25 protein-coding genes and 1 pseudogene are annotated in these 25756 nt (G+C 56.7%); 15 read left to right on the plus strand and 11 right to left on the minus strand.

Annotated features, from left to right (window positions below; all coding sequences use genetic code 11):
• Positions 1-817 precede the first annotated feature (817 nt).
• Positions 818-1510: a reverse transcriptase domain-containing protein gene (locus PG892_RS15610; protein ID WP_071882548.1), complete on the plus strand. Its 693-nt coding sequence runs from the start codon at positions 818-820 to the stop codon at positions 1508-1510.
• Here PG892_RS15610 and PG892_RS15615 read toward each other — a convergent pair.
• The 6 genes and pseudogenes from PG892_RS15615 to PG892_RS15640 form a co-directional block, all read right to left on the minus strand.
• The gene (locus PG892_RS15615) at positions 1425-2285 is read right to left on the minus strand and encodes a LysR family transcriptional regulator (RefSeq protein ID WP_011783503.1); all 861 of its coding nucleotides are present in this window, start codon (positions 2283-2285) and stop codon (positions 1425-1427) included. The two genes, PG892_RS15610 and PG892_RS15615, sit on opposite strands and share 86 nt — an antisense overlap.
• Positions 2279-3289 (minus strand): phosphonate dehydrogenase, encoded by a 1011-nt coding sequence (locus tag PG892_RS15620; protein WP_011783502.1) that lies wholly within the window; start codon positions 3287-3289, stop codon positions 2279-2281. The genes PG892_RS15615 and PG892_RS15620 overlap by 7 nt, the downstream gene beginning before the upstream one ends.
• Before the next feature lie 9 nt (positions 3290-3298).
• Positions 3299-4129: a phosphonate ABC transporter, permease protein PhnE gene (gene phnE / locus PG892_RS15625; RefSeq protein ID WP_020833798.1), complete on the minus strand. Its 831-nt coding sequence runs from the start codon at positions 4127-4129 to the stop codon at positions 3299-3301.
• A 10-nt stretch (positions 4130-4139) separates the two neighbouring features.
• Positions 4140-5003, minus strand: coding sequence for a phosphate/phosphite/phosphonate ABC transporter substrate-binding protein (phnD, locus tag PG892_RS15630; RefSeq protein WP_011784780.1), 864 nt, complete (start codon positions 5001-5003; stop codon positions 4140-4142).
• Positions 5000-5818, minus strand: coding sequence for a phosphonate ABC transporter ATP-binding protein (gene phnC, locus PG892_RS15635; protein WP_020833797.1), 819 nt, complete (start codon positions 5816-5818; stop codon positions 5000-5002). Before phnC ends, phnD begins: the two co-directional genes overlap by 4 nt.
• A 219-nt stretch (positions 5819-6037) precedes the next feature.
• A pseudogene (locus tag PG892_RS15640) lies at positions 6038-7468 on the minus strand (IS1634 family transposase); the annotation flags it as partial.
• A 43-nt stretch (positions 7469-7511) separates the two neighbouring features.
• Between PG892_RS15640 and PG892_RS22670 the strand changes: the two are divergent.
• Positions 7512-7640, plus strand: a complete 129-nt coding sequence (locus tag PG892_RS22670) for a MipA/OmpV family protein (RefSeq protein WP_077909722.1) — start codon at positions 7512-7514, stop codon at positions 7638-7640.
• A gap of 108 nt (positions 7641-7748) precedes the next feature.
• On the opposite strand, the gene PG892_RS15645 is transcribed toward PG892_RS22670, so the two are convergent.
• From PG892_RS15645 to PG892_RS15660, 4 genes are all read right to left on the minus strand, one after another.
• On the minus strand, positions 7749-8330 hold the full coding sequence (locus PG892_RS15645; protein ID WP_270825565.1) for a DUF6448 family protein: 582 nt from the start codon (positions 8328-8330) through the stop codon (positions 7749-7751).
• A gap of 216 nt (positions 8331-8546) precedes the next feature.
• Positions 8547-9686 carry a helix-turn-helix domain-containing protein gene (locus PG892_RS15650; RefSeq protein ID WP_052816350.1) on the minus strand — a complete coding sequence of 380 codons (1140 nt, stop codon included), beginning with the start codon at positions 9684-9686 and terminating at the stop codon, positions 8547-8549.
• Entirely contained in the window at positions 9677-11002 is a 1326-nt protein-coding gene (locus PG892_RS15655; protein ID WP_011786649.1) for an ATP-binding protein, read from the minus strand. The genes PG892_RS15650 and PG892_RS15655 overlap by 10 nt, the downstream gene beginning before the upstream one ends.
• Positions 10992-11657, minus strand: a complete 666-nt coding sequence (locus PG892_RS15660) for a response regulator (RefSeq protein WP_020833793.1) — start codon at positions 11655-11657, stop codon at positions 10992-10994. The genes PG892_RS15655 and PG892_RS15660 overlap by 11 nt, the downstream gene beginning before the upstream one ends.
• 167 nt (positions 11658-11824) lie before the next feature.
• Between PG892_RS15660 and PG892_RS15665 the strand changes: the two genes are divergently transcribed.
• From PG892_RS15665 to PG892_RS15695, 7 genes are all read left to right on the plus strand, one after another.
• Positions 11825-13141 (plus strand): ferredoxin reductase family protein, encoded by a 1317-nt coding sequence (locus tag PG892_RS15665; protein ID WP_020833792.1) that lies wholly within the window; start codon positions 11825-11827, stop codon positions 13139-13141.
• A gap of 76 nt (positions 13142-13217) precedes the next feature.
• Positions 13218-13598, plus strand: coding sequence for a PepSY domain-containing protein (locus PG892_RS15670; RefSeq protein WP_020833791.1), 381 nt, complete (start codon positions 13218-13220; stop codon positions 13596-13598).
• Between the two features lie 54 nt (positions 13599-13652).
• Positions 13653-14126, plus strand: coding sequence for a DUF2271 domain-containing protein (locus PG892_RS15675; protein ID WP_019677799.1), 474 nt, complete (start codon positions 13653-13655; stop codon positions 14124-14126).
• A 22-nt stretch (positions 14127-14148) separates the two neighbouring features.
• The gene (locus PG892_RS15680) at positions 14149-16365 is read left to right on the plus strand and encodes a PepSY domain-containing protein (protein WP_020833790.1); all 2217 of its coding nucleotides are present in this window, start codon (positions 14149-14151) and stop codon (positions 16363-16365) included.
• Between the two features lie 75 nt (positions 16366-16440).
• Entirely contained in the window at positions 16441-17193 is a 753-nt protein-coding gene (locus PG892_RS15685) for a VIT1/CCC1 transporter family protein (protein WP_011784790.1), read from the plus strand.
• A 712-nt stretch (positions 17194-17905) separates the two neighbouring features.
• Complete coding sequence (locus tag PG892_RS15690; protein ID WP_103261613.1) at positions 17906-19180, plus strand: IS4 family transposase; 1275 nt, start codon at positions 17906-17908, stop codon at positions 19178-19180.
• 10 nt (positions 19181-19190) lie between these two features.
• On the plus strand, positions 19191-19454 hold the full coding sequence (locus PG892_RS15695; RefSeq protein ID WP_270825567.1) for an HNH endonuclease signature motif containing protein: 264 nt from the start codon (positions 19191-19193) through the stop codon (positions 19452-19454).
• A gap of 196 nt (positions 19455-19650) precedes the next feature.
• On the opposite strand, the gene PG892_RS15700 is transcribed toward PG892_RS15695, so the two are convergent.
• The gene (locus tag PG892_RS15700; protein WP_042079092.1) at positions 19651-20427 is read right to left on the minus strand and encodes a helix-turn-helix transcriptional regulator; all 777 of its coding nucleotides are present in this window, start codon (positions 20425-20427) and stop codon (positions 19651-19653) included.
• 211 nt (positions 20428-20638) lie between these two features.
• On the opposite strand from PG892_RS15700, the gene PG892_RS15705 reads away from it, so the two are divergent.
• From PG892_RS15705 to PG892_RS15730, 6 genes are read left to right on the plus strand one after another with little or no spacing between them, the layout of a single operon-like run.
• Positions 20639-21400, plus strand: coding sequence for a DUF3450 domain-containing protein (locus PG892_RS15705; protein ID WP_210556814.1), 762 nt, complete (start codon positions 20639-20641; stop codon positions 21398-21400).
• Entirely contained in the window at positions 21397-22704 is a 1308-nt protein-coding gene (locus PG892_RS15710) for a MotA/TolQ/ExbB proton channel family protein (RefSeq protein WP_257712286.1), read from the plus strand. The genes PG892_RS15705 and PG892_RS15710 overlap by 4 nt, the downstream gene beginning before the upstream one ends.
• Positions 22701-23231, plus strand: coding sequence for a MotA/TolQ/ExbB proton channel family protein (locus PG892_RS15715; protein ID WP_042079095.1), 531 nt, complete (start codon positions 22701-22703; stop codon positions 23229-23231). The genes PG892_RS15710 and PG892_RS15715 overlap by 4 nt, the downstream gene beginning before the upstream one ends.
• Positions 23228-23629: an ExbD/TolR family protein gene (locus tag PG892_RS15720; protein WP_005321875.1), complete on the plus strand. Its 402-nt coding sequence runs from the start codon at positions 23228-23230 to the stop codon at positions 23627-23629. Before PG892_RS15715 ends, PG892_RS15720 begins: the two co-directional genes overlap by 4 nt.
• Positions 23626-24288 (plus strand): energy transducer TonB, encoded by a 663-nt coding sequence (locus PG892_RS15725; protein WP_264787073.1) that lies wholly within the window; start codon positions 23626-23628, stop codon positions 24286-24288. Before PG892_RS15720 ends, PG892_RS15725 begins: the two co-directional genes overlap by 4 nt.
• 2 nt (positions 24289-24290) lie before the next feature.
• Entirely contained in the window at positions 24291-25469 is a 1179-nt protein-coding gene (locus PG892_RS15730; protein ID WP_264787072.1) for a tetratricopeptide repeat protein, read from the plus strand.
• Positions 25470-25756: the final 287 nt, after the last annotated feature.

Raw genomic sequence — 25756 nt, forward strand, 5'->3', positions numbered from 1 at the left:
TTCCCACTACTTTTTAGTGGGAACTACTTTGTCCACAACTGCCTCCATTCACCAGACGGTAGTGGCCGGACGCTTACTTTGATACCGAGTGTTCTGATATTGCTAATCACGTGAAAGTATTCGCCATCCATATACCCAATTGGTGGGTGGGCCATAATGAATTCAAGAAGAATGTCATGGGGGATGGAAGAAAAGCTGTTCGATCGATATCGCAAACTGGTCAAGACGTGACGATAGTCAACGGATAGTTCAGGTGAAAGAATCAGCTGATCTACGCGAACTGTCATTACCTTGTGATTATTAGCCATGGGCACAACCTCGAATATTAACAATGCAGCCATATTACTAACTGAGGGGCGTGCTGTGTTTTCTCTAATTTCGGTATTTCCGCAATTAGAGAAAAAAATTCCAAGCGCCAGGTATGGAAGGCGTATCAGCGCGTTAAATCAAATCGAGGTGCGGCCGGTGTAGATGGCCAGACGATTCAGCCGTCATTCCGCACCTAATTTCGAGAATACTTTATGTGACGAATGTCACGTGACCGAGAGGCCGATAAATAACTTCCTGACACCAATGGTGTCTTGCATTAGTGTTGCTCGGTTAAGTTGCCAAGGTATGGCCAGATCACAGATGTCTTAACCATCATCGGCATACCTACCGCAGGCTGGAGCCAAACGGTGAGAATCGCGGAACCTAGCAAACTTCGTCAAACGTGTAGCGAACGTCGCCGAAAAAAAATCCAGAATCAGGTGCGGAAAGTCGGATTCAGGACTTTGATCGAGACTTAAGTAAGAACCTCTATCTAATTTGGAATCGGATGTCGTCCGGCAGCTATTTCCCACTGTCCGTCAAAGCAGTTCCAATTCCGAAGAAAAGTGGAGGAGAAAGATTGCTCGGGGTACCCACGGTTAGCGATCGTATAGCGCAAACTGTGGTTACTATGACGCTGGAACCTATCCTGGAACCTGTCTTTCATGTGGACTCGTACGGGTATCGGCGCGGGAAATCCCCGCATGATGCGCTTGCGATCACGCGAAAGCGGTGCTGGGAAAGGGACTGGGTGCTGGAGTATGACATCCGTGGCTTGTTTGATCATATTGATCATGAGCTATTGCTCAAGGCCCTTGACCACCATTGCTCTGAATCCTGGGTGCTGCTGTATGTGAGGCGCTGGCTAACGGCACCGATGCAGACGAAAGATGGTAAGCAGGAACGACGGAACGTTGGCACACCACAAGGTGGCCCGTTATCGCCAGTTCTGGCAAACCTGTTTCTGCATTATGCATTGGATCGTTGGCTGACCGTTCGTCATCCGGATATCCCATTCTGCCGATATGCAGATGACGGAATACTGCGTTGTCGAAGTGAGCGTGAGGCTCAGTATCTGCATTCCCAGCTAGATATGCGTGAGGTGGACCCAATAGCTATTCACAGAGATGCCCAACAAACGAGTATACTGGCCTGTGTTTGTCCAGGCTGCTCGGATAAATCACCATCAGCTCCTTGCTAAGGCCAGGCTCACTCACGGGAATAGCCACCAGACTTCCATTTTGGACCTCCTCCCGTACAGAACTTTCAAGCACCAACGATGCGCCAAGTCCGACCTTAACCGCTTGCTTGACGGCTTCGGTGCTACCCAGCTGCATAGATACCGTCGGAAATGGCCCATGCTCACCGAAGTAGGTCGCCAAAAGCCGGCCAGTGCCGGTGCCGGGTTCGCCGCCGATCAGAGCCATGTTAGACAGCGTATCGCGGTCGATATCGGTTCGACGGGCTAACGGGTGACCAGGCGGAACGATTAGAACAACGGGCTCGTTACGCCACGCCTGAGCATGGAATCCGGGTAGATCATGCCACCACTCCATAATCGCCACGTCCAGCTCACCGTCCGATAAATGCCGTGCAATAGTCGGATTGGAATCTATTACCACATCCACCTCGGGCCCTACGCCCAGCTCCTTGTAACGACGGATGTAGGGCTGGAGCATATAAATCCCAATATTGGAGCTCGCCCCAACGCGAAGTCGAGCCTCCATAATGGAAGATCTCGCCTGCTCCTCCAGCCGGAGCAGACTTCGGGCAAAAGGCAACAAGGTTAAGGCAGCCCGGGTTGGCTCACAGCCAGAGCGCCCCCTGTGGACCAATAAAACGCCAAGTTGGTTTTCGAGTTTTTGAAGGTGCTGGGACAGTGTGGGTTGTGCGATGTCCAACTGGCGGGCTGCGGCCTGAAACCCGTTGTGGTCCAGCACCGCCACGAAACTCTTCAGCCAGACAAGATTCAGCATGGGCCGCTCTCGCGGCCACTGGGATCATTGATCGCATCACCCGGCCGCTCACCCCGAAGCACTTGCAGAATGTTCCGAGCAGCGCGTTGCTCGATAGCCAGACGCACCTGGCTGACTGCCGATCCGATGTGAGCAGTAAACAGCGTGTTGGGGTGGGCCCTGAGCCCCTGGGCGATCTCCCTCGGACGATCTTCTCTCGCCCAATCTTCCATCTCAAACACATCAGCGGCGTACCCCCCCAACTGACCGGATTGAAGCGCTTGCAGAACACTACCCTCATCCACCACAGATCCACGGCAGGGATTGATAAGGAATGCGCCCGGTTTCATTCCTGTTAGCGTTTCGCGATTAATGGTGTGGAGGGTTTGCTCATTGAGCGCCAGTGCCAGGATCACAATATCTGACTGGGCCAGCAGCATCTTGAGGGGAGTATGGGACAAACCCAGTGCCTGCTCATGCTGCACGGGTAAACGTTCCGGCTGGGAATAGATTAAATCCGCTCCCCATCCGTTCAGGCGCTGCGCCACCGCTTGGCCGATGGCCCCCATACCCACAATACCAATCCGTGAGCCTTCGATCCCCTGCCCATAGAAGCGTGGTGTCCAGCCAGTAAATTCACCGGATCGAACGAAGTGGTCCGCCGCCTTGACTTGTCGGGTGAGACTGATCGTCAGCCCGACCGTTAGCTCTGCAGTAGGCACGGTTAGCAAATCCGGTACAAATGTCAGCCAAACCCCATGACGCGTGCAGGCATCCACATCAAAGTTGTCATAGCCTTTCAGGGCTGCACCAATCACCTTCAAGCGCGGACACCCCTGTAGGAACTCCACTCCAACTCGGTCTGGCATGAACGCCATCATCGCATCAGCGTCTGCAACGCGCGCAGCCACTTCCTCCTGGGGCAACGTGGCGCCGGATTGGTTGGTGACCAGCTCGCAATCTTGGGCAAGTTCATCCAGAACACTGTCATGGATCTTATGGGTTATCACAACCTTGGGTTTCATCGACGGTCCTTATTTGAATTTCTTACGAAGGCGGCCACTGAGACTGTCCACGACGGTGACCATCAACAAGATGACAATGAGAATGGCGCTGACTTCCTGATACTGCATGATTCTCAGCGAGCCCATCAATTCGAAGCCAATACCACCGGCACCCACCATGCCCATTACGGTCGAGGCACGGAAATTGTATTCCCAGCGATAAATGGACACGTCCGCGAATTGAGGAAGTACTTGTGGCAGCACGGCGTGATAGAGCACCTGCAAGCGAGTAGCGCCGGCAGCATCGGCCGCTTCCACTGGCGCCTCATCTACATGCTCAATCGCTTCGGCAAAAAACTTTCCAACCATGCCAATGGAGTGAAGACCGAGCGCCAGTACGCCAGGCAACGCCCCAAAACCAACAGCAGCCACGAAGATGATGCCCATGATCAGTTCCGGGACTGAACGCAAACCGTTTAAAAGGGTTCGAGTTACTTGGAACACCACCGGATGTGGAGAGGTGTTGCGCGCAGCCAGGAATGCCAGTGGCACAGACAAGGTTACTGCAATGGCAGTACCGGCAATGCTCATCGCAAGCGTGTCGATTAACGGCGACACCCAGCTGGCCACATTGGTGAAGTCAGGTGGAAGAGATTCGCCAATGAGTGTGCCTATGGCTGGCACGCCATTGGCAAGTGTATTGAAATTGAGCAGCCCTACGTGCCAACTTGCGACAAAAATGATGAGCAGCACTAACAGCGACTGTCCGAGTTTTTTCCGCCAGCCTTTCGCGTGCTCATCCAGCACGGAGGCCGACGGGGCCGGCGACAGAGTCGCCGGTTCCGTCGTTGTATAGTTCATGGGGCACTCCTCACATTTTTGCGAAATCAAGATTGAGCAGGCCACCCATAGCGCGGATGACATCGTAATCTTCGTCGGTAATTGCCGCGAATCCCTCAGCCTTCAGGTTGTCGAGAATCTCCGGGTCATCGATCTGCAGAAAGGCTTTCTGAATGTTGCTCTTCAGCTCAGGGGCCAGGTTCGAACGCATGGCCCAGGGGTATTGAGGAAAGTCACCGCTGTAGCCCAGCACTTTGACCTTGCTCCGATCAATCAAACCGCGGTCCATCACATGCTCGAAGATAACTTCGGACAACCCTCCGGCGTCGGCATTGCCATTGGCGACGTTAACCGCAACAGCGTCATGGCTACCGACGAAATGAGCCTCATAGTCCTTTCCGGCTTCGAGCTCTGCCTTCTCAAGGAGTACGGTCTTGGGGATCAGGTGGCTGGAAGTGGATGCGCGGTCACCGTAGGCCATTTTCTTGCCTTTGATATCCGCGAAGGAGCCAACGCCAGAGTCCGCATTGGCAATAATGATGGAGCGATAAGTCGGCTTCCCGTCTACCACCATGGCGGCAAAGGGTTCAATGTCACTCTTACTCTTGGCCATCACATAGGACAACGGACCAAAGTAAGCCAGGTCAATTCGGCCAAAACGCATGGCTTCGATCATGGAGGAGTAATCGGTGGTAACAATCAGTTCTACTTCCTTACCAAGAGTGGTTTCCAGGTAATCCTTCAAAGGTTGGTTTCGCTTGATCAGTTCTGACGCGTTCTCATCCGGCAGCAAGGCAACTTTCAAAAGATCAGGGTCTGTATCTGCGGCATGGGCTGACCAATGGATGCCGAGCATCATTATCAGAGCCAGCAAAGAGTGAATCATTGTCTTCATTGTGCTATCTCCAGTACGTCTGTCGTTATCGGGGTGGTCTTAGGTTTATGGATGGCTGGTTTGCCTTCCGCAGCTACCACGCTGGGTGAACGGTGGTAAATCTCGTCCAGGTGTTTCGATTTCAGGTTTTCAGGAGCATCGTCAAAAACGATATGAGCGTTCGAAAGGCCGATGATCCGGTCTGCAAAACGCTGGGCGTATTCCAATTGGTGCAAGGAAATAACCGCGGTGATTCCATCTTCCTGACAAATATCGCGCAGTAGGCCGAGTACCTTTTCAGAAGTGGCCGGATCCAGGCTGGCAACGGGCTCATCGGCAAGAATCATGGATGGTTGCTGCACCAATGCTCTGGCGATTCCAACCCGCTGCTGCTGGCCGCCGGACAACTGATCTACTCGGGAAAGCGCTTTGTCAGCCAGACCTACGCGGTCGAGGCATTGCAGAGCCAACTCCAGGTCCTGCCGGGGCAGGGGAAGCAGGCTTCGCCAAGTACCGTGATACGCAAGTCTGCCTGTCAGCACATTCTGTAACGCGGTGTATCGTTCGATCAGCTGGTGATGCTGGAACACCATGGCGGTGCGGCTGCGGTGCTGTCGCAGGATTCTACGGTTGGTCAGTTCACCAAACTCGCCAGACACAACCTTCCCGGTTGTGGGCTTAACCAGGTGATTCAGTGAACGAAGCAGAGTGGATTTACCCGCGCCTGAAAGTCCCAGTAGCACGGTGAATTCGCCCTTGTGAAAGTGAACGTTGGTGGGTTTGAGCGCGAGGACGTTTCCCGGGTAGGTTACGCCCATACTCTCGACTCGAAGCATCACATTGGTTGATTGAGTTGGCGCCACAGGATCACCTTTTGCAATAAATAAGCTCGCCGTATTGCGAGTTACAATTGAACGGTAAAGCTGAGAGATGACACTGTCGTGTCACTGACGTGACAGGTTGATGAAGTGCTTTTGGTTCGCAAGGATTTTCCGAAGGGCTCTGTGAAATACATGGAGCTCAGCCAAAGTGGAACCCGACATTCCGCACCCGCTTCATGAATAAATCTGCCGGTATCGAGGGCCGAGAACGTCGATGATGGTCTCCTGAACGGTGTTGATGTCGGTCACTTGGGCTGGTTCGCCCCCCAGGCTGTACTCGTGGATCCCGCCAAAGCACAGGAAGATCCAGCGGGCGGTTGGCTTCTGCGTCGGTTTCTTCTTCATGTCCGGCACGCTGCGGCCTTGGGCAACCAGCCCTTTGCGGATACGGTGCTCCAGCGCGGCGTAAATCATCAGGCTGCAGGTCATCACCATCAACAGGGCTTCAATGCGCTCCGGCTTTTTCAGATAGAGCGATGAGGTCAGGAACTCGGGGCTTTTGAGGAAACGAAAGCCGCGCTCAACCGTTTGCTGTGCCTTGTAGGTGGCCAGCAGTTCGGCCATGGTCAGGGTGCCGCTCAGGTCGTTGGTGGCCAGGATGAACACGCCCGTCTGGGCGTTGGCCTCCTCCACCCGTTCCAGGCAGGTAGCGGCCTGACCCTCGATGCGGTACTGATAGCTGTCGGGTTGCTGGCCGCTTTTGGGTCTGCCGGCGCTGGCGTAAACGGGCTCCGTCAGCACGTGGCCTTGCACAATCTCCAGTAGTTTCAGCCCGTTGGCAAAGCGCGCCAGCTCCGCTTCGGCATCGGCCTGACAGGCAAAGCGCCGCGCGCACAGTTTGGTGAACGCCTTGAGCTCGCGGGTGCTGTCGCCCAGCAGGTGCTTGGCCAGCGTTTTCTGCTCGGCATGGTTGGCCTTTTCGCTGCGCACCAGCAGCCAGCGCTGCGGCACATCCGCGTAGTCGGCATCCAGCCAGCGCCCCTGGTAGCCATCGCCCAGCGCGGTCAGCGGCGCCTCACCAATGGCTGCCACAGCATTCCGTGCTTCCGTCAGGGTGCGCGGCACGCGGGTGATGAACAGCTGGCGCTGATGATGCAACAGGTGCAGGGTCTCGGCGCAGTACAGCGCTGCATCACCGACCAGATAGCGGCTCTCCTGCGCGGACTTGAGGCTGCGCAGGTGGCGATTAACCGTCTCGCGAAAGGCGCTGTTATCGTTGCTGTTGCCACTGAGCGCTTGCAGGTACACCGGCAAGCCGGCCTGATTCTCACAGATCAGCTCCAGGATCACCTGATTGAGCTCTGGCCGATGGTCACGGCTGTATCCCCGCACCAGTTGCAGCCGGCCGGTCTGTTCGCCATCGGCGCAGTCATAGGCGCCATCGACGTGAAAGCTGGTGATATCAAGATGCACCGCCGTGGGCTTGAGCCCCAGCTTGGCGACCACTTGCTCGGCCATCACCTGATAAAGCGTCGACACATCGGCCGCAAACAGCGCATCCAGACAGCGCCCGAGCACATCATCATTAAGGTCATCGGCGCAGAGCCCGGGGCCGATCAATCGCTCGACCGGCTTGTTGGCGAAGAACTGCGGGAACATGCAGAGGTCTTAGCGTACGATTTTTTCCGTTTCGTGAGCTGACCCCTACCTGAACAAGAACTGGCAGATCTTCGGCGAAGCTCTTTACGAAGTTTATGGGAGTGACGTCTCAGATAGCCCGATATCCCAGAATGATTATGAAGCGGAGATTGGTGTTGGGTTCATTTATGTTTTTTGATGCGCCTTAATAGAATGATGGTACCAATTCAGCCGAAGGCGAAACTGGAAATGAATACAACGGCAAAGCAGGCCGTCAGCCTGCTTTGCGTCTGCGTGAAGATAGGAATTAGTGCCCCTGCCCTCCAGCAGCGCCATGCACGCCCTCTATATAGTGAATGTAATTGACGTAGTCAGCGACAAAGGCACGCCCCTTATCGACGCTTTGATCAGCCATGGCCCTTGCACGCTGAGCCTCATGATAACGCTCACGAATACCGTTCTCGATCTTGCGGGTTATATTTGCCACGAGGCGATCAATTTGCCCGTTTTCCAACGCCGCATCCGCCGCCATTAAACCCGGATCAATCTGTCCGGAAGGCTTGATGCCGGTAAAGGGTGCGCCTTCGGAGGCACGATGAACCTCAACGAGCGTCGAGAACAGATGCTGATCGGCAATGTTTTTCGCAGTTTCGCTTTGCCCGCGGACTTGGCGCACATCGGCGAATACCCTTTTGATTTCGGCCTCATCCTTTGCCGGCACCCATTTGAGCAAGGGCTTAACATTGCCTGACTCCAGTGCCGCACGGGCTTCGGTAATCACGGGACCGTCCAGAGCATCACAATGAGCTTGGGCGCTACCGGCAAACATCAGGCTGAAGATTGCTGCGGCCACTGCGGGAACAGCGGTTTTGCGTAATTTGGTTTTCATACATGACCTCTTCATATTGCGTTGAGCTTCACGAGCACCGGGTTTGGTGGCGCTTGGCAATCAGAGTACGGAAGGGAGGCCAAAGAATCGTTCGCAAGTACGAAACCGAACCGATGCCATGGTTTAGAAATAAAAACCTACAATTCAGCTGTTTAGAGGTTTCAGTATCGGGTGAGAGCGTACTCGAACGCCGGGTAGCCAGGTTCAGGATCGTGGCTAGGGTCGGATATCGCCCTGCAGGGCTCGTCGGCGATATTCACTGGGGGTAAATCCTGTCTCTTTCTTGAAAGCAGTGTTGAATACGGACTTCGAGTTGAAGCCAGAGTCATACATAGTTTGCAGAATATTTGCCTGATTGGCTGCATCGGCCAGGCGCGATTTCGCCTCGTCGATGCGATAGCGACTGACGAACTCAAAGAAATTGCAGCCAAAGCCTTGGTTAATGGCCCGTGAAACCTCTCTTGAAGGGGCGCCCAATTTCCGTGAAAGTTGTTCCAGGGTCAGGTTGGGGTGCAAGTGGGGCTTTTCCTGGTGCATTAACTGTTGGAGCCTGACCTTTAAAGTTTGATCAAACTGCGGCGTGGGCTCTTCTTCCAGCAAGGCGGCCTGGTCTGCTGCCAATCCAGAGAAAACAACGGGTTGGCGAAGAGAGTTTATCATCAGAAAATTGATGAAAATGAAGCCCGTTACAGCGCCAGCGCCGGCCACCCACTCGGTTCCGGGCACGCTTCTAAACACATGCGCTGTAAGGCAGTACATCATGCTCACGGTCCAAGCCACTGCATAGCCGATCAGAAGCGTCCGTAACCACGCAAGTTGTTTGTTTTCAATACTCGAGAAAATCTGTCGAATACCAAGGCCGAAACGGTTAATCGCACGAATAGTCGCGTACAGGTAGCCCAGAAAGACCGCGTGAATAGCGACTGCAAGAAGGGGAGAGGTAAGTACGCCCGGGTGGTCCCGTTCAAGCAGAATCTGAACTTTGGTCTCGCTTGGCTGTAAATAATATTCAATCAGAAAAATTGCGCCGACCACCCAGAAGAGCAACGTGTGCACGAGATGCTTCCCGCTTAACTGGAAATTCTGATACATCAGCGATTGCGCATATAGATAGAGCGTGCCGGCTTGTAGAAGTCCGATGAGTGTTCCGAGGTAGGCGAAGTTTGGGTACTGGAGCGCAAGCCCGCTGCCATAGAGGAAGATCTCTCCCAGCCCGGCGGCGAAGAACACCAGAGTGGCAACCAGGAGTCGGTTAGATATGAGCCCACTGTTGGATGGAAGTAGGAGAAAAACGGCAAGAGCCAGCGATTGAATGATGCTCGTCAGCAGCACAATGTCGGTGAGTGTCAGATACATGCCAGATTCAGCTCCGCTTCAAAACCATCCTGCCGTCCTGTTGCCGGCGATCTGAGATGCAGGGTCATGCCGGCACCTTTAGCAATCGCATCGGCAATCGCGAGGCCCAGGCCAGAACCTGCAGCGTCCGTTTTGGCGCGTGCAAACCGGTTTCTTAAAAGAGCGAGCTGTTCCGGTGGCACTCTTGCACCGCCATTGCAGACCCTTAAAACCCCATTATCGTTCAGGTTGATCTTCACCGGCTCGCTACGGGAACCATGCTTAAGGGCATTCTCGATCAGGTTACGCACCAGGATGGCGAAGGCATCGGGATCAAGAAAGGAGTTCACTTCGCGCTCCGGCAGGGATAAAACAACTCGCCCGGGTGCCTGGGCCTCAAAATCCCGGGCAATCATCGCGAGGATGGGCACAAGATCCTGCTGGCTTTGTGAGAGTGCACCGCCACCTTCTGCTTTTGCCAACTCGAGCAGTTTTCCGGACAGCACCGAGAGACTGCGTAACGCTTCTTCAATTTCTGCAACATCATTCTTGAGATAATCATCGGGCATTCTGGTTTTCAGTCGCTGCACTTTGGCAAGCGCTGTTGCCAGGGGAGTTCGCAATTCATGGGCACTGTTGGCGGTAAAGCTGCGTTCTGATTCGAGAGCACGATGCAAACGCTCAAGCAGCCGGTTGATGGCACCGGCGATTGGTTCAAATTCACGGGGTAACTGCTCTTCTACAACAGGGGACAGATCTCCCGCGCCGCGGGATTCAATGTCTTGCTGAAAATCGACCACCTTACGAAGGGAAAGCCGGACAATCCACCAGACACCCAACAGGCTGACCGGAATCAGCACCAGTAAAGGCAACAGTAAGGCTAATCCCGCCTCCAGAGCGGATTCACGCCGGTGCGCCAAGGGTTCGGCCACTTCAAGATAGATGGTATTGCTGACTGCAGATACGCCATATAGCCGGTGGGTCAGAGTATCTGAAAACCCTTCCGCGGGGGTCCTGCTAAACACGCCAGGGTCGGCATCGTGGGACTGGAGCAGAATATTTCCAGCTTCGTCCCGTACCAGATAGGTCAGGTATTCGTCATGGTCTTTCAGGGCTGGGGCCTTTTGATTGCCCGCGCCGTTCTCACGGTTCAGGATGTCGGTGACCGCCAGTGGCAGTATGCGCTGGGCGGTTTCTTCCAGGGCACTGTCGAAGACCTCGTTCATTTCATGCTGTGCCACCAGTCCCGAAGCGGTCACGCCCAACAGCCAGAGTAGGGTGACACCGAGTGTCAGGCCGATACCGAGTGTTTTTTGCAGGCTGGTTCTAGTGGTCATGTGTTTCCAGGCGATAGCCCATTCCCCTGACGGTTACGATAGCGTCCCGCCCCAGCTTTTTACGCAGACGGCTGACATAAACTTCGATGGTGTTACTTTCGATTTCGGCCCCGAAAGCGTATAGACGATCCTCCAGTTGCGATCGCGATAACAGCATTCCGGGTCGCTGGATAAAGCCCTCAAACAATGCCCACTCCCGTGCCGTAAGTTCTACCGGCAGGCCGTTGCGACTGATGCGGTGATCGCCAAGATCAATCATCAGCTCGCCCACTTGTATGATCGGGCTTGGATTGCCGCGATATCGGCGAGCCGCCGCGGCCACGCGGGCCGACAACTCCGAAAGATCAAAGGGTTTGACCAGGTAGTCGTCAGCACCGGCATTCAATCCTTCAATCCGGTCAGACACCTGATCCCTGGCGGTCAGAATGATCACCGGTGTTGTTATTCCGGTAGCCCGGATCGTTCGCAAAAAGCCGAAGCCATGGCCGTCGGGCAGCATCAGGTCCAGCAGAATCAGGTCGTAGGCTGTGGTCCTGATACTCGCCTCAGCAAAGCGCAGAGTTTGCACCCAGTCCACGGCGTGGCCGTCGTCCGCAATCTGATCCCGGACCGCCTCGCCCAATCCCGCCGTATCCTCCACCAAAAGAACCCGCATTGTTCACCTCTGACCCAGCCCTGAAATCAAGATACTACAGCTCGAACCTGACAACAGCCTGAATGGTCAATAACGCTTCGATCTCTCTTCACCGACCTTCAGCTGGCTGTCAGGTTTGGGCGCTAGCCTTCGGGGGAATATTCCAGGTACCGATCGCAGGAGATGTGATGATGCGGATGATTTTTCCTTTCGTTGTGTTGGTTTTGGGCCTATGGGCCTGGAACCTCTTTGCAGGTCCTGGGGCCGGTTCTCCCTGGGCAGTCTATGACCAGAGCCTGCTGCTCAGTGGGCTGTTATCCATTGCTCTGATGTCACTGACCATGATGCTGGCACTGCGCCCAGCCTGGTTGGAGAGACCGCTGGGCGGGTTGGATCAGATCTATCGCACCCACAAATGGGCGGGCATTCTGGCAGTGGTATTCGCGGCAGCTCATTGGCTGATTGAAATGGGTGACGATGTTATAGAGTCGATTTTCGGAAAGGCCGGCAGGCTGCACGATCAGGATTATTCCGGGTTCATCGACACCATGCGCGATGCTGCGGAAGAGGTAGGGGAGTTCGCCGTCTATCTGCTGTTCGCCATGCTGTTGATCACTTTGTGGCGCAAGTTTCCCTACAAATACTGGCGTTATTTGCATCGCGGCATGCCGGTGCTTTATCTGTTGCTCGCTTTCCACGCGGCGTGGCTGACTCCGCTGCAATGGTGGCAGCAGCCAATCGGACTACTGATGGCCATTTTGCTCTTTGGCGGGAGCATCGCCAGCGGGCTATCTCTGACCGGCAGAGTTGGTCGTCGTCGCCAGGTTCGCGGCATGGTCACCGCGATCAAAACACCAGACCGGGACGTCACCGAAGTTACCTGCCACATGGGGCCGGCATGGCCCGGTCACCGTGCGGGGCAATTCGCCTTTGTGACCTTCGACCGGATTGAGGGTGCGCACCCGTTCACCATCGCCAGTGCGGATCGGGAAAATGGCACTGTTACCTTCCTCATCAAATCCCTCGGAGACTTTACCCGCAATCTGAGCCAGAAAATCAGCGTGGGGCAAACTGTAAATATAGAAGGCCCTTACGGCTGTTTTAACTTCGATCGCCGCAACCGCAAATCCCACCAGATCTGGATAGCCGGTGGCATCGGGATCACGCCGTTTCTGGCCTGGCTCGAAGCTCTAAGCAGCGCCACCGACGCCACCGTGCCTGAAGCCGATCTGCATTACTGCACGCGCAACGCCGGCCAGGATCCCATGGTGGATCGACTTCGGGCGCTTTGCGATGGCTTTCCCGGAATACACCTCGAGATTCATGACAGCAGCAAGGGGCAGAGGTTGTCTGCCGAGACGTTGTCTACCAACGGACGCTCGGCAGCAGGCGCAGAGGTCTGGTTCTGCGGCCCGGCAGGGCTGGGGGAAGCCATTAGAAACGGCTTGCGGGCAGCACCCTTCCGCCTGACTCGCTTCCATAAAGAAGCTTTTCAGTTCCGCTGAAATGGCCTCGTTTGTTCAGGTCGTTGTCAGGTTAGCGCCTTAGAGTGGATTTAACACAACCAGCAGGAGAGACACCATGAAGACCAAACCCATTATTCTGAGCCTGTCTTTGTTACTTCTGAGCGGCACCGCACTGGCCGATGACGACTGCGATGATCCGGTGGCGAGTTGGCAGCCCCGTGAAAATCTGCGTGAAAAGCTGGAAGCCGAAGGCTGGACAGTTCACCGAATAAAGGTTGACGACGGTTGTTATGAAGTCCGGGGCCTCGATGCCGATGGGATCAGGGCAGAAGCCTCTTTCGCGCCCGCTTCATTGACCATGATGAAATGGGAGCGTGAAGACAGTGACGATGAGGAGAGGGACCGCGGCAACAGGAAAAATGGACAGGACAATCCCAAAAGTCAGGCGCCACGCAACGGCATCGTCAAGGGGCGTCCCACGGTTACCGTTGAGTAACTGAGCGAATTTGCCCTGTTCCTTTAACGTTCATCAGGTTTTTGGAGACCATTTATGAAAACGTTTGTTCTCACTTGCAGCCTTTTCGCCGCCTTGGCTTTACCGGTATTCGCCCAGGCCCGTGACGTGACCTTCACTACGGAACTACAGAATTACGGCGGCGATGGAGCCTATCTGGCGCTGTATCTTACCGATGCCGCCGGAGAGTATCAGGGTACCCTTTGGGTTTCCGGGAAGAAATCTAAATACTACAAACACCTGGGAGGCTGGGCCCGGGGCAGTGGGCTTGATCCTGCAGAGTATGACGGCTTGACTGGCGCCAGTGTTACCAGTGGCCGCACGCTGAAAGTGACTGTGAACCTCGATGATTCGCTGATCGACAACGGCTATGAGGTTCGAGTCGACTCTGCTGTTGAAGATATGCGCGATATCAGAGCCGATGTGATAGCCCCCCTGACCACCGAAGGGTCCGGAAAGCCGGTTTCAGGACGTGGTTACGTGCGCGCTCTGACCTACGAGCTTCAATAATTCACCAGGAGCATCGGCTATTATGTTGCGCAAGTTCCACAGTTTACCGGGTTTGCTTGCAGGCGTGTTCCTGATCGTTCTCTCGGTCACGGGAGCTGTGTTGGCTTTGGCTCCGACGCTGGATAGAGTGTCAGCGGTCATTCCGGCTTCCGGTGAAGTCAGTATTGCCGAGCTGGCAGACCGGGTCGTTGCTCACTATCCCGGGACTGAGCAGATCGTGCGAGAGCCTTCTGGCAAGGTCATTGTCTATTACAGCCGTGACGGCCAGGCCGGTGCGGATCTGGTGAATCCGGTAACAGGTGAGGGCACGCCCTACGAACCTTCCGCATTCTTTGGCTGGATCAAGGATCTGCATCGTGCGTTTATGCTGGATGATGCCGGTAGAGCGCTGGCCGGCGTATTGGCTGTTTTGATGGTGCTTCTGTGTCTTTCGGGAATATTTTTGATAGCCCGGCGTACCGGGGGTTGGAAGAATATATTAAGACCGCTTTCCGGCTCTGGCGGGAAACGAATCCATGCCGAATTGGCCCGGTTTGCCGTGCTCGGCCTACTGTTATCCGCGCTGACCGGCAGCTATATGTCCGCACAGCGCTTTGGTTTGCTGGCTGAAGCGCCTGACACCGGGCCAAGGTTTCCGGCTGAGGTCTCGGGCGGGCAACCATCGCCTGTGGGCACCTTAAAAGCCCTAGGCAATTTCGATCTTGGCGAACTCCGGGAACTGGTGTTTCCCTATCCCGGTGATCCGCAGGATGTCTATTCACTGTCAACCGCCGGCGGCTCCGGATTCGTGGACCAGGCTACGGGCGAGTTGCTGCAGTTCCAGCCGCGCTCTGACAGCGGCGTATTGCAGGACTGGATTGTACGTTTGCACACCGGTGAAGGCCTATGGTGGCTTGGCCTGATTCTTGGCGCTGCGGCACTGACTGTGCCAGCTCTCTCGATAACAGGTGCAACCATCTGGTGGCAGCGTCGCCGGTCTTCAGGGCAGCTTCCTGACAACGCCGATGCCGCTCAGGCGGATACAATTATTCTGGTCGGCTCCGAAGGTAATGCCACCTGGGGATTTGCCCGGGAACTCCATAGCAGCCTGAATAAGGCCGGTTTCCGCGTGCATTGCAGCGAGATGAATGCCCTGGCTAAGCAGTATCCGCAGGCTTCCAGGCTGTTCGTGCTGACTTCGACATACGGCGATGGTGATGCACCCGCATCGGCCCGGCAGTTTATGGCCAGGCTCAAAGAATTCCGGGCTGAGAAGAACCTGCGATACACGGTACTGGGTTTTGGTGACCGGCAGTTTCCGAACTTCTGTCAGTTTGCCTTGTCGGTGGATGCTGCGCTCGCCGGTAAAGGCGTCAGCCGTTTGCACGCCATTGAACTGATTGATCGGTGTTCTGCCTCGCAATTCAGTGAGTGGGGAAACCGGGTTGGTGAGGTTATCGGTACTCCGCTTTTCTTGAACTACTGTGCATTGCAGCCAGCAACGGTCAAACTGGAACTGGTAGAAAGGGCGGATTACGGGATTGCGGTTCAGGCGCCCACCAGTATCTTCCGGTTCAAACCGGCGGAGCAGGGCGGATGGCTAACGGCTTCTCCAAGAAGATTTAAAGCGCTGCCACCGTTCGAGGCGGGAGACCTTTTGGGGGTTATTCCCCCACACGGTCAACCCCCGCGGTTCTACTCGCTCGCGTCCTCGGCAAATGACGAAATTGTTGAGATATGCGTCCGTAAGCAGGCCGGCGGTCTTTGCTCCGGTTATTTGCATGACCTCAAGCCGGGTGATTGTATCGATGGCTTCATCCGCCCCAATCCAGGCTTTCGGCCAGCTACCGGTAACCGACCAGTGATTCTTGTTGGTGCAGGTGCCGGGATTGGTCCGTTAACCGGTTTCATCAGAAACAATACCAGTTGCAACCCTATGTATCTGTACTGGGGCGGTCGCGATGCCAGGTCAGATTTTCTCTACCAACCTGAGCTTGGGCGCTATCTTGAGGATCATCGACTGAGCGGGCTGAACACAGCCTTCTCAAGAACAGACGAGCGCGCCTACGTGCAGGATAAGCTCAAACAGGATGAATTAGCCGTGCGACAGATGGTTAACACCGGTGCGCAGATACTGGTCTGTGGTGGCCAGGATATGGCGGCGGCTGTGCGGCAGGTTATAGAAGACATTCTCAAACCCTTGCACATCGATATTGAAACTCTGAGAGGCCAGGGACGTTATCTTGAAGATGTATATTGACAGATAAAGTGACAAGGTCGAACTGAGCCTATAATCCCAAAGCACCAAATCGCGTCCTGAACAGGAAGCTGAAAGATGCCATCCACAGAAAATGAAAGACTGCTCAGCGAGCACCAGCCTAATGCCGTTCGTGCACGGCTTGCTGGTCCCGTTAAGGCCTCGACGCTACCAGATGCTGTGCTTGGCGGCATCGATGGCTGCGTTACAACGTTTGCGGTTGTATCGGGTGCGTTCGGCGCAGGTTTCTCGCCACAGGTTGCGTTGGTACTCGGCTTTGCAAACCTGATTGCAGACGGCTTCAGCATGGCGGTAAGTAATTACGAAGCGGGCCAGGCGCAGTTGAATCAGATCAAATTTGCTGAACGCACAGAACGTGAACATATCCGTGCTGTGCCAGAAGGTGAACGTGAGGAAATTCGCCAGCTGTTTCAGGCGAAGGGATTCGACGGCGAATTGCTGGAGCAAGTAGTGGAGGCTATCAGTCGTAATCCCGATGTGTGGGTAGCAACCATGTTGCGAGAAGAGTACGGACTCTCGGGTGCCGGACTCAGCCCACGCCGAGCCGCGTTGACTACCTTCGCCGCATTTTTGTCGGTTGGTGCTTTACCTTTACTGCCTTATGCCATCCCGGGTATGGAGAGTCAGATTCAGTTCCTGACGAGTCTTGGTTTGGCAGGCGTCGTCTTCTTGGGTATCGGAATGCTTAAAAGTATCGTCTATGGCTTACCAGCAATGCGATCAGGACTCCGGACTTTGATCATGGGTACGGCCGCAGCGGGGCTGGCGTTTGCTACTGGGCATTTTGCGCAGGGGTTATTGGGGGGTTAGTTCTTCAGCGGTGAATAGACAATTTAACATAATATTCCCCTAAGAGCTGATATTCATTCGCGTACCCGCTATTGGAATTAACGGCGGATTTCTCGCTCTGTTCGCCCAATGAGTGTAGTTGCAGAATTGAATTTTTAAAGCACAACTCATGCTGAAATGAAAATTATTTAGCAAGGGCCAGTCGTCGACTAATTACTGCGCAACTTTATGAATTGTGGAAAAAATGGTGTCGATATCATTGATGCCAAAGGCTTAGCGTACAATTTTTTCCGTTTCGTGAACTGACCCCACATGGGACGGCTACGACGACCGCCAGAAGAGCAGCGTCATGGTGAACGTCAATTCAGGTCGCCACCGAGGCGAATCTGGCCGCATTACTGCGTCGGGCGGCAAGTCTTTCTCGTGCACTGCCCAGTCAGGCCGCGAACGATTTCCAGCAAGCGGTCGCCGCAGAACTGGCGGAACTGCCTGCAGGCATTGCTGGCACTGAGGTCGAACGAATGGTTCGCCAGCGCGTTGGGCAAAATAAGTTTCGTGATGCAATGCTGGATTACTGGGGTGGAGCATGTGCCGTGACGGGGGTGGCTATACCTGAGGTGCTGCGCGCCAGCCACGCCACATAGACAGGATCTTAAGCGGAACATGATGAAATAGATGGAAAAGTGGCTCTTCATGTGATCTCGTTAAGTCGCCAAACACAAGAGGAAGAGCCATGGCCATTGTCGGTGCAACTCGGCGCTTGAAACAACTGTTCAATGCCGACTGGTTGAACAAGATCGCCAGAGAGTCCAAGTTCATGCTCCGTAGCCGCGACATCACCCCGCTGCCGCTGGTATCGGCACTGGTGGCCTCACTGGGCGATGGTAAAACGGCTTCGATTGCTGCCATCCACCGCACCTTCAACGGGATCCACTCTGATACGGCACAAGGCGTTGCCTACAAACCGTTTCATAACCGCTTGCGGCAGGTGGCCTTTGCAACGCTGATGGCAGCGGTTGCCCAGCGGGCGATGGCCTTGCTTCTGGAGCCTCAGCCCCAGGTGGCATCGAAGCTCAACCGCTTCCGTCGGGTGCTGATTCACGACGGTTCTTCCTTTGCCGTGCATCGCGGACTTGCCAAGACCTTTCCCGGCCGCTTCGGTGGCGCGGCAGTCGAATGCCATCTGACCCTGTCGCTGTTAGAGCAACAGCCGCTCCGGCTGGAGATCACCGCCGATACGCAGACGGAGCGCACCTTCCTGCCGGAGGCGGCGACGCTGACGGGCTCGTTGCTGCTGGCCGATGCCGGTTACATCAGCGCCAAGTACATGAGCGAGGTGGCGAGTTACGGCGGTTTCTATCTGATGCGCTACTCGAAAGGGCTGAACCCGACGATCACGCAGGCCTACAACACTACCGGCAAGCGACTCAAACCGCTGCTGGGGCTCCGCTTCAAAGCACTGCGGCGGCGGATGAGCCGCAGTGACCTGCTCGATCTGGACGTGACTTGGGAAGGCAACGATTGCCGGATGGTCTGCTACTGGCATGCTCGGGAAAAGCGCTATCTATCATGGCTGACCAATCTGCCGCGCGAGCTGTTTTCCGCGGTCGAGGTGATGCAGTGCTACCGGCTGCGCTGGCAGGTCGAACTGCTGTTCAAGGAGCTGAAAAGCCACACCAACCTGCACCGCTTCGCGACGCGCCAAGAGGCCTTGGTGACGGGGCTGATCTGGGCCAGTCTGCTGGCCTTGGTGGTCAAGCGGTTTGTCCTCCAGCAGGCGCAGCAACAGACGGGAGCGGGGCCGTTATCGTTCCTGAAAATGGCGTCATCGGCGAAGGATTGGCTGGCGCCCATCATGCGTTCGCTGGCCACGCGTTACGGCAGCCAATTAGAAGCTGATTTTGGCTGGGCAGTGGCATTTATTGCTGCCAACTGCCGCCGAGATAGGCAGAGTAAATCACGCCAAGACAACAGCTTATGCGCTATTCTTGCGGCTTTCGCGGCTTAAGGTACAGGGTATGAGCCACGCCAAGCCTTGGGCCGAATGCGGGACGGACGCAGAGCGGTTGGATGTGTTCAATGGCTTTTTGCTGAGCGCCAACCTCGACGCGCTATTTGATCGCTTCCTCATAAGTTTTGACGAGCAAGGTGTGCTGTTAACCGCGCCAGCTTTGGCGGGGATCGACTTGCAGCCTCTGGGTATTTCGCACGGTATGAAATTGCGTTGGATCGATTCTCTACATCAGCCGTATCTTGCGATCCACCGTTCCCGATTATGCTAAATTGGTGTCACACTTTATTACTCCATCATCCAACGGTTTCTGGCTGAATTCGTTAGTTGGTATCCTACTTTATTTTTGTGCAGCTGTTTTTTGGTGTCTAAGAATGCGGCGTGTAGAATGATTTAGTGTCCAACTTTATTACACGCATACAAAGAGCCGCATTGCGGCTCTTTTTGTTTGTCTGATCGAGTGGCCGTTATGACAGCCGCAGGTTGGTGATGGTCACGTCGTCCAGGGAGGGCACTATGATGCCGCTGGAGATGCTCTTGGCGATCGCCTGGTTGCGGTTCTTGGAGTCGGTCTTGTTGGTGACCTGATTGAGGTGGAAGTTCACGGTACGCTCGCTGATGCCGAGGATGGTGGCGATCTCCCAGGAGGTCTTACCCTCGCTGGCCCAGAACAGGCACTCCTTCTCCCGGTCCGACAGCTCGGTCAGGTGCTTCATCAGCTCGGGTCTGCGCTTTATCAACTGCAGCGCCGCACCGAAGATATAACTGGCGCAAAACGACAGTGTGGGAGCGTTTTCAAACATCAGTTCAGAATTGGACTTCTCCTTGCTGATGAAGGAGAGGATGCCGTGCTCCCCCTGCGGGGTGTGGAGCGGGAAGGAGACGCCGTTTCTCACCCCGAAGTCGGCGGCCAGATTCATCACCTCCCGGCTGGCACTGGGCAACCAGGGGGAATCGCAATCTAGCTTGTTCCAGAAGATGGGCTGGGTCTGCTTCAGTCCCAGGAAGACGACCGGATCCTGGGTCAGGTAGTGGCGCTCCGAATAGGCGTCAAACCAGCTGGTGGGACAGTTGTTGAACAAGGCCACATGGGACTTTTGCATGCTGATGGGAAAAATGATCAGCAGCCGAAAGTAATCAAAGCCCATCTGATGGCTGAAGCGCTCCAGTTGCTGCTGGATATCGCTCGTTTTCTTGGCCTTGGTGAACCGATCTATGTGTTCCCAGATCGCATCGTTAAACATGTAACTCTCCTTTTTCGACCACTCATCATCCTGATCGAAAAGACATTTTTTAGTTATTTAGAATGGTGTTGTGACTAACAACGCCAGTAATTCCCGTGCTTGTCTAAAAAGTATCCTGTTTTTTCAGCCGCAGGCCAAGAAAATCATCTGATTGCCACTGGCCCGACTCTTTGAGACAATGAGAATAGTTATCATTGTTAAGATTTATATCATGAATAAGTTTTGGGGTTTGGCCTTGTTGCCACTGTCAGTCCACTTCGCTGCTGGCGCCGACGAGTTGGTCGCACCGGCACTGAAAAACAGCATCGCCGCCGGGAAAGCCTCCCAGCAGCGCGTGGAAAAAGCCGCCGATGCAGCTGTTGCCGCCCGGCTGGAGCTGCAAAATGCCCAGCTGCAACTGCGCGATCTGGAAGCCTACAACCGCTACATGCAGTCTCTGGTGGCCGATCAACAAAATGAGCTGGGCAAACTGAGCCAGCAGCTGGAGGCGGTACAGGAGACCCGGCAGGGCCTGATCCCGCTGATGCTGCAGATGCAGGCCGATCTGGAGCAGCTGATACAAAATGACATGCCGCTGCGCAAGGAAGATCGCCTAGCGCGGGTGGAACAGTTGAAAGCGACCCTGGCCCGCGCCGACGTGAGCGAGGCGGAGAAGTTCCGCCAGCTGCTGCAGGCCTACCAAATCGAAGCCGAATACGGCAGCCGGTTGGATAGCTACTCTGCCGAGCTGGCGCTGGACGGCGCACCGCGCCGGGTCGATGTGCTGGCGGTGGGCCGGATCTCCCTGCTGGCGATGACCGCCGATCGCTCCCAGGCGTGGCGATGGTCTGCGCAGAGCAAGCAGTGGCAGCCCCTCGACAGCCAGTGGCTCTCTCCCATCGCCGAGGCGCTGGAGATGGCTGCCGACAAGAAGGTTCCCCAGTTGTTGAATGTCCCCCTTTCCGTCAGCCGTGGTCAGGAGGCCCAGTCATGAGCGTCACCATGAAGTGGTTCCCCCTCGCCATCGCCCTCTCTCTGGGCACCACCACTGCCGTTGCCGAGGAAGCCTGGCAGCAGCAGGAGCAAGCCCGTGAACAGCAGGCCCAGCAGGATCTGGCGTCCGTCTCCAAGGAACTGAACAGTGCCCGCGCCAAACTGGCCGCGGCCCAGAGCCTCAGCAAGCAGCTGGCGGCCGAGTTTGCCGGCAACGAAAAACAGTTGGTGGAGCTCAACGCCCAGTGGGAGCAGGCCTCCGGCGACATGAACGAGATCTTCGCGGTGACCCGTCAGGGAGCCAGCAACGCGGTCAAGCTGCTGAGCGAATCCGCCGTCGAGGGCCAGTACCCCGAGCGCCTCGCCCCGCTCAAGGCCATGGCGCAGGAGAAGCAGGTGCCGGATCGCGCCGCCCTCGCCCTGCTGCCCGCCACCCTGCTGCAGGAGATCCGTGAATCGGGCCGGGTTGCCCAGTTCGACGGCAAGGTGCTGGATGCCCAGGGGGCTGCCAGCGAGCAGACGTTGACCCGGATCGGCAGCTTCGTGCTGTTTGGCGAGCAGGGGTTCCTGCAGCCAACCGCCGAAGGCCTGAGCCCGGTGCTGGGTCTGCCCGGCAGCGTGCTCTCCGCTGCGACCGCCTATCAGGGTCAGGAGGGGGAAGCGCTGCCGCTGGATCCCTCCCACGGCACCCTACTGGAGATGTTGGCACAAGCCCCCACCTTCTGGCAGCAAGTCCAGCAGGGCGGCCAGGTCGGCGCCATCATAGTGCTGCTGGCCGCCATCGGCCTGGGGATCGCCGGAGTACGGCTGTGGAGCCTCTCCCGTGAACTGGGCCGGGTTCGTCGCCAGCTCAAGAGCGGTGAATATCATGCCGACAACGCCCTCGGCCGGGTGCTGACGGTGGCCGACAAGCATCCCGAGCTGAGCATGGAGACCCTCGAACTGCGTCTCGATGAGGCGATCCTGCAGGAGACCCCCCGGATGGAGCGCGGCATCGGTATGGTCAAGGTGATCGCGGCCATCGCCCCCATGCTGGGCCTGCTCGGCACCGTGACCGGGATGATCGGAACCTTCCAGGCCATCACCCAGTTCGGCACCGGCGATCCCAAGATCATGGCGGGTGGCATCTCCATGGCGCTGGTCACCACGGTACAGGGTCTGGTGGCGGCCATTCCGCTGATCCTGGCCCACAGCCTGCTGCAATCCCGTTTCACCGAGCTTTCCAACGTGCTGGAGCAGCAGGTGGCCGGCATTCTGGCCGAGCGGGCCGAGAGCAATAGTGACGGGATGGAGCGGGCGGCATGATGCTCGACATCTGGCAACAGCTGCAGAGCTTCATGGGCCGTGGCGGCCCGGTGCTCTGGGTCATTCTGGCCCTGCTGGTGCTGATGTGGATTCTGATGATCGAGCGACTGCTCTACCTCAACCTGGGGTTTGCCCCGCTGCAGCGACAGCTGCTCGACCGCTGGCAGGCGCGCAGCGAGCGCCACAGCTGGCACGCTCGCGCGATTCGCGGGCGCTGGCTGGCCGAGGCCGAGCTTGAGCTCAATCGTCATCTGATCTTCATCCGCACCCTGGTGGTGCTCTGCCCCATGCTGGGGCTGCTGGGTACCGTGACCGGCATGATAGGCGTATTCGATGCGTTGGCCGCGGCCAACCGCTTTAACCCGGAGAGCATGGCGGGCGGGATCTCCCGAGCCACGATCCCCACCATGGCTGGCATGGTGGTCGCGCTTTCCGGCGTGTTGTTACTCAGCCGGCTCGAGAGCCAGGCCAAGCGTGCGCTGGCCAAGACCCGGGACGGCCTGCGAGAAGAGAAGGTAATGCAATGAGACGGCAATCCAAACGCCAGCGTGACGAAGTGCAGATCGACATGACCCCCATGCTGGATATCGTGTTCATCATGCTGATCTTCTTTATTGTCACCACCTCCTTCGTGCGCGAAGCCGGGCTCGAGGTGCACAGGCCCCAGGCCAGTCAGGCCAAGGCGCAGAAGTCCTCCAGCATCATGCTGGCGATCGGCGCCCAGGGGCAGATCTTCCTCGACCGCAAGCAGATCGATGTGGAGCGGGTGCAGGCCAGTATCGCCCGCCTGCTGGCGGAACAGCCCGATGCCAGCCTGGTGATCCAGGCCGACGAGCGGGTGCCCCACGGCAAGGTGGTACGGGTGATGGATGAAGCCAAGGCGGCAGGCATCGCCAACATCGCCGTGGCGGTGGCACCGAAATGAAATACAAGCTGATGAGCCTGGGACTGGGGATTGCCCTCAGTCTGGGGATCCTGCTGTTCATGGCCACCCTGGTGGAGCCGCCCAGAGGGGAGAAGGCGAGCGCCGAGCAGAAATCCATCGTCATCAACATGCAGAACGAGGTGACCGAGGTACAGGTGCGCGAGCGCCTGGTACCCCAGGAGCCGGAACCCTTGCCGGAGCCGCCTGCCGCGCTGGCCTCGACGCCGCTGCCTATGCCTGCGGCGGCACCGCTGCCCTCGGTGCAGCCGAGCCTGGATCTGGTCTCCAGCCTCAGTGCGGTGCAGGTCTATGCCCCTGGCGTTGCGACCAGCCCTACCCCGGTTGCGAGCGGCAATTTCCATGGCCAGCAACAGGGGGCTGGGATTGGCGCCGGTGACATCTTGATGCCGTTGCAGCGGATCGAGCCGGTCTATCCCTATCGGGCCCAAAAGGCCGGCATCGAAGGGTCGGTGACCTTGCGCTTCAGCGTCGATGCCGACGGCCGGGTGCAGGATGTGGAAGTGGTTGAGGCCAAGCCGAAGCGTCAGTTCGAGCGGGCGGCCATTCAGGCGATCAACAAGTGGCGCTACCAGCCGAGACCGGGCGCCACCGACAAGCTGGTGCAAGTCATCACGCTCAAATTCAAACTGGAGTCATAACTATGTTGCGGATCTGGATCTGTGTGCTGGCCCTGGTCAGCCAAGCCTGTCTGGCGATGGAGGTGAGCCCTCATTTCTCCCGCCAGCTGGAGCCCGTGATGAAGCTCTATCAGTCCGGCCAGTGGCAACAGGCCCAGAGTAAGGCATCCGGCCTCAAACCAAATAGCGAGGCTGAGCGTGCCTGGCTGGCGCAGTTGCAGGCATCCCTGGCCGCCAACTTGCAGCAGACCGCGCAGGCGAGTCGCTACGTGGAGCAGGCCCTGGCCTATAAGGAGTGGCCAGAGCAGCAACAACTTCAGTTGTTGCGTCTGCGCGGCGACATCCAGGCCCAGCAATCCAACTGGGCTGGCGCCATCGCCAGCTACAAGGCGGCTTTGGCCATCCAGGCTGACGATGCCTTGCGCCTGCGTCTGGCCGGCCTCTATTACCACAACAAGCAGTACGGTGAGGCGGCCAGTCAGAGTGAACAGCTGTTGAAGAAGAGCTGGCAGAAGCAGGCCGCTATCATTCGTCTCTCCGCCCTTACCGCACTGCAGCACTACAGTGTGGCGGCCGATCAGGCCGCAGAGCTGATCCGCTACGAGCCGAAAGAGAGCAAGTGGTGGCAGCAGGCTGTGTCGCTCAACCTCTCCGCCAAGCGCGGCGATCAGGCGCTGGCACTGCTGCAAACCGCCATCGACCGTCAACTGATGGATGACGCCGCTGCCCGCAACCAGCTGGTCCGTCTTTATGCCTGGCAGGGACTGCCCTATCGCGGTGCCCGTCTGCTGGAGTCTGCCATGGCCAAGGGGCAGATGAAGCAGAACGCCGAGAACCGCCAACTGCTGGCCCAATTGTGGGAAGGTGCTCGTGAGTGGCCGAAGGCCGTCGACAGCTGGCAACTGCTTGCCCGCGAGCATGCTCACCCCAAGGCGGCCATGCGCGCCGCCGAACTGTTGTTGCAACAAGGTAGAACGGATGCGGCCATGACCCAGCTCGCGGCCATCAAGTCGGTGAAAGGCGAGCAAGGCAATCGCGCCAAGGCGCTGCTGGTGCAGGCGCACCTCAATAAAGAGCAGTATGCCGAGGCGCTGGAGCTGGCCCGTGAACTGCAGCAGCAGGATAACTGGCAGCAGCGAGCGACCAGCTGGGTCAACTATATCCAGGCGCAAAGCGAAGAATTGAGCAAAAAAGCGGCTTGAAAGCAGGCTGAAGCCCTTGTTTTAGAGGCTTCAGCCTGCTTTTTCAGCAAGCGAACGCATTTTTGCAAAAAGCCCTTGTCATCGCTGCGCGGCTCCCTATAATGCGCCCCTACCAGCACGGCGGACCGCGCCAACCTGATGAGCTCGCTTCCTCGTGAAGCCAGCGCCGAAAGAAAAGCGAAAACAATCGCTTGACTTTCGAAGTGAGGAGCGTAAGATGCGCCTCCTCAACGCGATAAGCGTGACGCTCTTTAACAATTTGAATCAAGCAATCTGTGTGGGCACTC

It is taken from the genome of Aeromonas sp. QDB68 (assembly GCF_027707405.1).
Classification (GTDB): domain Bacteria; phylum Pseudomonadota; class Gammaproteobacteria; order Enterobacterales; family Aeromonadaceae; genus Aeromonas; species Aeromonas caviae.

Excerpts from the sequence above, each read along its gene's own strand:
- PG892_RS15690 (WP_103261613.1), top strand. The coding sequence starts at position 17,906 with ATGGCCATTGTCGGTGCAACTCGGCGCTTGAAACAACTGTTCAATGCC.
- PG892_RS15645 (WP_270825565.1), bottom strand. The coding sequence starts at position 8,330 with ATGAAAACCAAATTACGCAAAACCGCTGTTCCCGCAGTGGCCGCAGCA.
- PG892_RS15725 (WP_264787073.1), top strand. The coding sequence starts at position 23,626 with ATGAAATACAAGCTGATGAGCCTGGGACTGGGGATTGCCCTCAGTCTG.
- PG892_RS15730 (WP_264787072.1), top strand. The coding sequence starts at position 24,291 with ATGTTGCGGATCTGGATCTGTGTGCTGGCCCTGGTCAGCCAAGCCTGT.
- PG892_RS15695 (WP_270825567.1), top strand. The coding sequence starts at position 19,191 with ATGAGCCACGCCAAGCCTTGGGCCGAATGCGGGACGGACGCAGAGCGG.
- PG892_RS15715 (WP_042079095.1), top strand. The coding sequence starts at position 22,701 with ATGATGCTCGACATCTGGCAACAGCTGCAGAGCTTCATGGGCCGTGGC.
- PG892_RS15705 (WP_210556814.1), top strand. The coding sequence starts at position 20,639 with ATGAATAAGTTTTGGGGTTTGGCCTTGTTGCCACTGTCAGTCCACTTC.
- PG892_RS15650 (WP_052816350.1), bottom strand. The coding sequence starts at position 9,686 with ATGTATCTGACACTCACCGACATTGTGCTGCTGACGAGCATCATTCAA.
- PG892_RS15610 (WP_071882548.1), top strand. The coding sequence starts at position 818 with ATGTCGTCCGGCAGCTATTTCCCACTGTCCGTCAAAGCAGTTCCAATT.
- PG892_RS15620 (WP_011783502.1), bottom strand. The coding sequence starts at position 3,289 with ATGAAACCCAAGGTTGTGATAACCCATAAGATCCATGACAGTGTTCTG.
- PG892_RS15615 (WP_011783503.1), bottom strand. The coding sequence starts at position 2,285 with ATGCTGAATCTTGTCTGGCTGAAGAGTTTCGTGGCGGTGCTGGACCAC.
- PG892_RS15675 (WP_019677799.1), top strand. The coding sequence starts at position 13,653 with ATGAAAACGTTTGTTCTCACTTGCAGCCTTTTCGCCGCCTTGGCTTTA.
- phnE (WP_020833798.1), bottom strand. The coding sequence starts at position 4,129 with ATGAACTATACAACGACGGAACCGGCGACTCTGTCGCCGGCCCCGTCG.
- PG892_RS15700 (WP_042079092.1), bottom strand. The coding sequence starts at position 20,427 with ATGTTTAACGATGCGATCTGGGAACACATAGATCGGTTCACCAAGGCC.
- PG892_RS15680 (WP_020833790.1), top strand. The coding sequence starts at position 14,149 with ATGTTGCGCAAGTTCCACAGTTTACCGGGTTTGCTTGCAGGCGTGTTC.
- phnD (WP_011784780.1), bottom strand. The coding sequence starts at position 5,003 with ATGAAGACAATGATTCACTCTTTGCTGGCTCTGATAATGATGCTCGGC.
- PG892_RS15710 (WP_257712286.1), top strand. The coding sequence starts at position 21,397 with ATGAGCGTCACCATGAAGTGGTTCCCCCTCGCCATCGCCCTCTCTCTG.
- phnC (WP_020833797.1), bottom strand. The coding sequence starts at position 5,818 with ATGCTTCGAGTCGAGAGTATGGGCGTAACCTACCCGGGAAACGTCCTC.
- PG892_RS15655 (WP_011786649.1), bottom strand. The coding sequence starts at position 11,002 with ATGACCACTAGAACCAGCCTGCAAAAAACACTCGGTATCGGCCTGACA.
- PG892_RS15670 (WP_020833791.1), top strand. The coding sequence starts at position 13,218 with ATGAAGACCAAACCCATTATTCTGAGCCTGTCTTTGTTACTTCTGAGC.
- PG892_RS15685 (WP_011784790.1), top strand. The coding sequence starts at position 16,441 with ATGCCATCCACAGAAAATGAAAGACTGCTCAGCGAGCACCAGCCTAAT.
- PG892_RS15660 (WP_020833793.1), bottom strand. The coding sequence starts at position 11,657 with ATGCGGGTTCTTTTGGTGGAGGATACGGCGGGATTGGGCGAGGCGGTC.
- PG892_RS15720 (WP_005321875.1), top strand. The coding sequence starts at position 23,228 with ATGAGACGGCAATCCAAACGCCAGCGTGACGAAGTGCAGATCGACATG.
- PG892_RS15665 (WP_020833792.1), top strand. The coding sequence starts at position 11,825 with ATGATGCGGATGATTTTTCCTTTCGTTGTGTTGGTTTTGGGCCTATGG.